Origin of the sequence: Bradyrhizobium sp. CCBAU 45394 (genome assembly GCF_028128655.1) — a bacterium.
GTDB classification, from domain to species: domain Bacteria; phylum Pseudomonadota; class Alphaproteobacteria; order Rhizobiales; family Xanthobacteraceae; genus Bradyrhizobium; species Bradyrhizobium diazoefficiens.
The window spans coordinates 199,816-205,944 of the sequence record NZ_LBIX01000009.1; the positions used below are offsets into that span (position 1 = coordinate 199,816).

At 63.7% G+C, this 6,129-nt stretch carries 9 protein-coding genes; 6 read left to right on the forward strand and 3 right to left on the reverse strand.

Annotated features, from left to right (window positions below):
- Positions 1–1,215: a mandelate racemase/muconate lactonizing enzyme family protein gene (locus WN73_RS07075; RefSeq protein ID WP_271552157.1), complete on the reverse strand. Its 1,215-nt coding sequence runs from the start codon at positions 1,213–1,215 to the stop codon at positions 1–3.
- Positions 1,216–1,391: 176 nt separating this feature from the next.
- On the opposite strand from WN73_RS07075, the gene WN73_RS07080 reads away from it, so the two are divergent.
- A complete protein-coding gene (locus WN73_RS07080; RefSeq protein WP_271552158.1) occupies positions 1,392–1,580 on the forward strand; it encodes a hypothetical protein in 189 nt (62 codons plus the stop codon).
- A gap of 153 nt (positions 1,581–1,733) precedes the next feature.
- Here the strand turns inward: WN73_RS07080 and WN73_RS07085 are convergent, their stop codons facing one another.
- Positions 1,734–3,086, reverse strand: a complete 1,353-nt coding sequence (locus tag WN73_RS07085) for an NRAMP family divalent metal transporter (RefSeq protein WP_271552159.1) — start codon at positions 3,084–3,086, stop codon at positions 1,734–1,736.
- Between the two features lie 362 nt (positions 3,087–3,448).
- Here WN73_RS07085 and WN73_RS07090 point away from each other — a divergent pair, with 362 nt between their 5' ends.
- The 3 genes from WN73_RS07090 (at position 3,449) to WN73_RS07100 (ending at position 4,475) form a co-directional block, all read left to right on the forward strand.
- Positions 3,449–3,853 (forward strand): phytanoyl-CoA dioxygenase family protein, encoded by a 405-nt coding sequence (locus WN73_RS07090; RefSeq protein ID WP_246790646.1) that lies wholly within the window; start codon positions 3,449–3,451, stop codon positions 3,851–3,853.
- Between the two features lie 159 nt (positions 3,854–4,012).
- Complete coding sequence (locus WN73_RS07095; RefSeq protein WP_271552160.1) at positions 4,013–4,204, forward strand: DUF3606 domain-containing protein; 192 nt, start codon at positions 4,013–4,015, stop codon at positions 4,202–4,204.
- A 97-nt stretch (positions 4,205–4,301) separates the two neighbouring features.
- Complete coding sequence (locus WN73_RS07100) at positions 4,302–4,475, forward strand: DUF3606 domain-containing protein (protein WP_011088855.1); 174 nt, start codon at positions 4,302–4,304, stop codon at positions 4,473–4,475.
- A 66-nt stretch (positions 4,476–4,541) separates the two neighbouring features.
- Here the strand turns inward: WN73_RS07100 and WN73_RS07105 are convergent, their stop codons facing one another.
- Entirely contained in the window at positions 4,542–4,727 is a 186-nt protein-coding gene (locus WN73_RS07105; RefSeq protein WP_028174439.1) for a hypothetical protein, read from the reverse strand.
- Between the two features lie 331 nt (positions 4,728–5,058).
- Between WN73_RS07105 and WN73_RS07110 the strand changes: the two genes are divergently transcribed.
- Together WN73_RS07110 and WN73_RS07115 are read left to right on the forward strand one after the other, a co-directional pair.
- Positions 5,059–5,253, forward strand: a complete 195-nt coding sequence (locus tag WN73_RS07110; RefSeq protein WP_161534046.1) for a hypothetical protein — start codon at positions 5,059–5,061, stop codon at positions 5,251–5,253.
- Between the two features lie 308 nt (positions 5,254–5,561).
- The gene (locus tag WN73_RS07115; RefSeq protein ID WP_162603689.1) at positions 5,562–6,035 is read left to right on the forward strand and encodes a GNAT family N-acetyltransferase; all 474 of its coding nucleotides are present in this window, start codon (positions 5,562–5,564) and stop codon (positions 6,033–6,035) included.
- The last annotated feature ends 94 nt before the right edge of the window (positions 6,036–6,129 follow it).

The following is a 6,129-nucleotide window of genomic DNA, read 5'->3' on the forward strand; positions in this document are numbered from 1 at the left end:
TCAGCTCTTGCGACCATAGTTGAGAAGACCGCCGTTCGTCTTCGGCGGATGCGCGCGCAGCGCTTCTTCGTTCGGCTCGGTGCCCCAGCCGGGCCGGTCCGGAATGATCAGATGGCCGTCCTCGATTTCCGGTTCATGCGTGAACAGCTCGCGGTCCCAGGACAGGCGATCGATGTCGATCTCCATGATCCGCAGGTTCGGAACGGCCGCGCAGAAATGCGCGTTCATCATCGAGCAGAGATGGCCATAGAAATTATGCGGCGCGACGTTGACCTCGAACGCTTCCGCGGCTGATGCGATCTTCATCGATTGCCAGACGCCGTTCCAGGGCGTGTCGATGATCGCGACGTCCATCGCCTGCTCATGGAAATAGGGCAGGAATTCGCGCAGGCCCAGCAGCGTCTCGCAGGACGAGATCGGATGCGGGCTCTGCCTGCGGATGTAGCCGAGCGCTTCCGGATTGAAACTGTCGATCTCGATCCAGAACATGTCGAGATCCGCGATGGTGCGTAGGATCTTCAGGTAACCCTCGGTCTTGGCGTTGAAATTGCAGTCGAGCAGGATGTCGACGTCGGGGCCCGCGCCGTCGCGGATCGCTTCCAGATGCATGCGCAGGTCGCGCAGGATCATGCGGTCGACGTTGATCTCGGGTGCGAAAGGTGAGCCGAAGCCGGGCCGCCAGCCGGTCGGCTTGCTGTCGTCGTAGGAGAAGATGTTGGTCTTGAGCGCGGTGAACTTCTTCTCGCGCACCTCGCGGCCCATCGCCTTGACGCCGTCGAGGCTTTCGATCGGCGGCTTGTACCAGGACGGATGATTGATCCGCCACGTCGCGCAATGCGACCAGTAGACCCGGACACGGTCGCGGATCTTGCCGCCGAGCAGCTCGTAGCAGGGCACGCCGAGGCACTTCGCCTTGGCATCGAGCATGGCGTTCTCGATCGCCCCGAGCGCTTGCGCCACCACGCCGCCAGCGGCGGGGCGCGTGGCGGCGAACAGCTCGGCGTAGATGCGCTCATGCTGGAAGATATTCTGCCCGATGATGCGGGTGGATAGGCGCTGGATCGCCGCGCCGCCGCCCGGTGAGCCAAAGCCTTCATCGAACTCGCTCCAGCCGACGATGCCGTCGTCGGTCGTCAGCTTGACGAAGTGGTAGTTTCTCCAGCCGGCATCGCAGGCAAGGATTTCAAGGCTTGTTGCTTTTGACGATTTGGTCATGTCGCTCCCTGTCGCCCAGCGGGACTTTGTTTTTCTTGTGGCCAGGTCGCAAGGCCCGGTCCTGACGGCAACTGTTAGGCCAACCATGGACCGGCGTGAAGCCCGCAGCGCTGCGGCCGAGGCTGCCTCTCGCCCCTCTTTGGCGGGGAAATGCCGTGGGATCCGGCGGGACGGCCATGATCTTTCCGGGGATCGTCGCGAAAATGCGCCGGGCGCTGACGTTTTTGGCCACAATCGGGACCGACCCTCCACCCATGAAATTTCTGGGCATGATCTCGCTTCTGGCGCTGCTCACAATCAGCGGGGCCGCTATTTCCGATCAGTTTCTGACGGCCGATGAGCACGTTGCGCAAGGGGTGAAGTAGCGCGGCGAGCGAAGGCGCTTTTGTCTTTGCAGTTGTCTTGGGGGGACAGCGATGCTTTCGATAGACCAGTTCTTGCGGCTCATCAGCGTGCCGGCTGTGTTTGCGGCCTTCATCATCGCATCGCAGGTTTCGGCGGCACTGTCGCAAGGTTAGTCAGCCGACCACCGACGAGCCGAGCAGAGCGAGGACGGCCAGCGCCATCAGCGCGGTGCCGAGCCAGCCCAGCGCGACCAGCCACGACCGGGCCCTGAAACGGCCCATGATCGCGCGGCTCGAGACGATCAGCATCATCATCGCCATGATCGGAACGGCGACGATTCCGTTGAGCACGGCACTCCAGACCAGCATGTGGATCGAGTCGATCCCGGTGAAGCCGAGGCCGAAGCCGATCGCGGTCGCGGCCGCGATGATGGTGTAGAAGCCGGCGGCCTCGTCGGGCTTTGCCTCGAGCGTGGCACGCCAGCCGAAAATTTCCGCGACACCGTAAGCCGCCGAGCCCGCCAGCACCGGGATCGCGAGCAGGCCCGTGCCGATGATGCCGAGCGCGAACAAAGCGAAGGTGAAGTCGCCGGCGAGCGGCCGCAGCGCTTCGGCCGCTTCCGTCGCCGAATTGATGTGGGTGACGCCGTTGGCGTTCAGCACGGCGGCCGTGGTCAGGATGATGAAGAAGGCGATGCCGTTCGACAGCAGCATGCCGAACGTGGTGTCGGCCTTGATGCGCGCGATTTCAGGGGCGCCGCCGCGCCGCGTCTCCTCGCGCAGCGGCTGGTCGCGCTTGCCCTGGTTCATCTCCTCGACCTCCTGCGAGGCCTGCCAGAAGAACAGATAGGGGCTGATGGTGGTGCCGAGCACGGCGACCACCATCATGAAATAATCGGCGCTGACATTCGCCTTCGGCCACACCGCGGCGAGCAGCGCGGTGCTCCACGGGATCTCCACGGTGAAGGCGGTCGCGACATAGGCGAACAGCGCCAGGGTGAGGAATTTCAGCACCGGCGAATAGCGGCGATAGGGCAGGAACACCTGGAGCAGGGTCGAGCCCGCCGCGAAGATCAGCGCGTGCTCGTGGTTGAGACCGCCGATGACGAGCGAGAGCGCCTCGGCCATCGCGGCGATGTCGGCGGCGATGTTGAACGTGTTCGCGGCGACGAGCATGGCGACGAGCGCCAGCACCGCCCAGCGCGGCGCGATCCGCATCACGTTGGCGGCAAGCCCTTTTCCGGTGACCCGGCCGATCTGCGCGCTGACGAGTTGAATGGCGATCATGAACGGCGTGGTCAGAAACACCGTCCAGAGCAGCCCGTAGCCGAATTGCGCGCCGGCCTGCGAATAGGTGGCGATGCCGGATGGATCGTCGTCCGCCGCCCCGGTGACGAGGCCGGGACCCAGTCGTTGCAGCAGCGTCGGCTCGGACTTCGTCGGTGCGTCGGCGCTGTCGTGCTTGGCGGGGCGGTGTTTCAGGGCGGACCTTCCGGAATTGCGAATCCTGATCTTAAGCGCGTTCATGGCCGCAAAGTTCCTGCACGATGAGCGTCGTGCGTCTGCTGAAGCCGATGCTGCCAGCCCTTGCGAACGGCACGTTGAGGTTGTAGGGAGCGCCATGAACCGTGATCCGGCACCCACGAAGGTCGATCCCCTGAAGCCTGAGCAGGCTGCGGCTCTCGACCGTGACGGTTATCTCCTGCTGCGCGGCGCAGTCCCCGCGGCGTGGCGCGATGCGCTGCGCGCGGCTTTCGAGTCCGGCGTGGGCACCGGCGACCAGTGGGCGGCCCCCCCGGGGCGCCGGCTGGCGACACGCCCTTATCGATCTCGATCCGACGGTGCAGCGGACCTGTCGCCTGCAGCCGCTGCTGGCGGCAGGGGCGCAGATGCTGGGCGGTCCCTTCTTCCTCTCCCAGGTCGAGGGCCGCGAGCCGCTTCCGGGCGGCGGCCACCAGCCCCTGCATCGCGATGGCGCCGGCATGAAGGCCGTCGCCGCCCTGGTCTTCCTCGATGCTTACGGGCCGGACAATGGCTCAACGCGCGTGGTCCCGCGTCATCTCGACCGCGGCGCGCCCGACGAGACCCTGTCGCTCGTGACGGCCGGCGAGGCGGGGGACATCCTGGTGTTCGACGCCGATCTGCCGCATGGGGCGACCTGCAACCGCTCCGGCGCGCGGCGGCGCTCGCTGTTGCTGAGCTTCATGCCGGTGGGCGATCGGGCGAGCATTGAGGCCTGTCGCGCCGTCCGCAACGTGCGCATGGACACCAGCGAGGTGTTTATCCCCTCCTGAGCGATAATTCCGGATGCGGAGGAACGTCGCTTCATCGCGCATGTTGTCTCCGCGGCGACGGAATCTTCGCAAGGAGCGGGACAGTCACCATCGCGGCGACGGCGGCGTCAAGCCCGCCTTGTCGCGGTTCGGCCTCACCCCTCACCAGCAGAGACAGTCATGAACAGGCTCAAGCCGGCCAATTTTCGCAATGCGCTCGACTTGAGCGACAAGGTGCAGGTGAAGACCCTGCGCAAGCGCCTCAAGCTGTCGCCCGATCAGTTCGCCGACGCCCTTCGCAAGTCTGGTAATTCGATCTCGGCCCTCGTCAAGGAAGCGGCCGGCGCGCGACCCGGCAAGCCGGAGGCGTAAGCCGCCGGCCTGACAGACGCCGCCGGCGAACGGCCGGATTTAGGAACGGCGCGCCGATGACGACGTTTCCCGTTTTCAGGAAGCGAGGAATTGGCCGATGGACAATCTGACGAAGCGCGAGCAGCCGGACCGCAGCAAGATCAACATGGACGAGGCCTTCGAGGTCAAATACTGGACCCATGCGCTCGGCGTGTCGAAGGAGGAGCTGCAAAAGGCCGTCGACAAGGTCGGCAATTCGGCCGCGGCCGTCCGCAAGGAGCTCGCAGGGTAGGGCATGTCGCCGACAGCACCGTGCGCGAGCGCCATGAGAACAACGAGACGTGAACTCCGCGTCCGGCTACTTGACGCTGACGAACATGCCCCAGACCGCGGCCAGCGCCGCGCCGGTGAAGACGACCACCGGATTGTCGCAGAACGTGCCGCCGTAGCGGCACACGTCCGCGCCGAACTGGCCGAGCTCGTGATGGCTCGCGGAATAGAACAGTCCCGACAACCCCAGCAGTGCGGCGGCGACGTAGTACATCGGCGATCTCTCCGAAAACCTTTCCGGTTGCGCCCTCCTGGGAGGGCATGTCCCAGCCTGACGCGAACAGATTTCATTCCGCCAAATCCGATTTGCTGCATTTGAATAAAGTTTGCTCCGTCGGGCAAATCACTGGCATGATGGCAGCATCGGGCATTTCCCAGCGAGCCCCGCATGGCCGCTTCTCGCCCTTGCGGACTTTGGCCGTTGCGACTGCGACGCCAGCTCTTGACCCCGAACAGAATAGGTAAGCCCGCCTCGGAAATTTGAATTCATCCCGGGAACAAGTTGCAATTCTGTGCGTTAGGTGGCGTCGTTGGGGGAAACCATCGTGCCGACCGCCGAGTACTATTTGAAGCAAGCCGAAATCGCGTCCCGGATGGCTCTGGCAGAATCCGACCCGGAAAAAGCGAGGGCCATGCATATCCTCGCCCTGGAGTATTACGACAAGGCCTACCTTGCGCAGGTCCAGGAAGCGTCGCCACCGCAGCCAACCAGCTCGGCCAACATCATCCAGAGGCAGTGAGAGCGCGATCGTTGACGGTTTCGGATCTCGCCTCTTGGGGCCCTTTGCGCACATGGTGGCCGACGGGCGGATGTTCCGCCTTGTCATTCCGCCAAATCCGATTTGCTGCATTTAAATAGAGTTTGCTCCGTCGGGCAAAACACTGGCATGATGTCAGGATTGCCACAGCGCGTAGGATGGTAGAGCACTTGCGAAACCCATCGCTCGGTCCCACCCGATGAAGACGATAGCGGCGTGCTCGGTCACATGCAGCGGATGATGGGTTTCGCTGCGCTCTACCCGCCCTTCGGCTTACCGGAGAAAGCGCGATGATCCGTCGTGCCCACGCGTCAGATATCTCTCGGGTGGCCGCTCTCTATCACGCGGTTTGGCACGAGACCCAGGCTCCCTTCATGCCCCACGCAGAAATTATCCGTCGGTCCATGGAATTTTTCCTGGAAAGGATGACGGCACTCCTGCATTCGACTTTGGTAACGGAGTTGAACGAAGAGGTCGTGGCGTTTTCGGCGTGGAGAGGCCAGCTTTTGGGCCAACTTTTTGTGGCGATGCCACATCGAGGGACGCGCGTTGCGTCAAGTCTGCTGACAGCCGCTGAAATTGAGATGGCCAAGGGCGGCATTGCCGAGGCAGAACTGCACTGTGTCGTTGGCAATGACCGTGCGCGCCGCTTCTACGAGCGCATGGGCTGGCATCACAAAGCGGACATCATGGAGCAGGTTGCCGGTGAGCACGGGCAAACCGATGTTCCGTTCTGGTGCATGACCAAGGTTCTCGCCAACTAGCCCATGTCCATCGACCACTCTCGAGAGCCCCGCGTGGCCGCTTCTCACACTTGCGGACTTGGCCGCTGCGACTGCGACGCCAGCTTTTGACCCT

Coding starts and splice junctions, on each gene's coding strand:
- WN73_RS07075 (WP_271552157.1), bottom strand. CDS start 1,215: ATGACCAAATCGTCAAAAGCAACAAGCCTTGAAATCCTTGCCTGCGAT.
- WN73_RS07080 (WP_271552158.1), top strand. CDS start 1,392: ATGATCTTTCCGGGGATCGTCGCGAAAATGCGCCGGGCGCTGACGTTT.
- WN73_RS07085 (WP_271552159.1), bottom strand. CDS start 3,086: ATGAACGCGCTTAAGATCAGGATTCGCAATTCCGGAAGGTCCGCCCTG.
- WN73_RS07090 (WP_246790646.1), top strand. CDS start 3,449: ATGCTGGGCGGTCCCTTCTTCCTCTCCCAGGTCGAGGGCCGCGAGCCG.
- WN73_RS07095 (WP_271552160.1), top strand. CDS start 4,013: ATGAACAGGCTCAAGCCGGCCAATTTTCGCAATGCGCTCGACTTGAGC.
- WN73_RS07100 (WP_011088855.1), top strand. CDS start 4,302: ATGGACAATCTGACGAAGCGCGAGCAGCCGGACCGCAGCAAGATCAAC.
- WN73_RS07105 (WP_028174439.1), bottom strand. CDS start 4,727: ATGTACTACGTCGCCGCCGCACTGCTGGGGTTGTCGGGACTGTTCTAT.
- WN73_RS07115 (WP_162603689.1), top strand. CDS start 5,562: ATGATCCGTCGTGCCCACGCGTCAGATATCTCTCGGGTGGCCGCTCTC.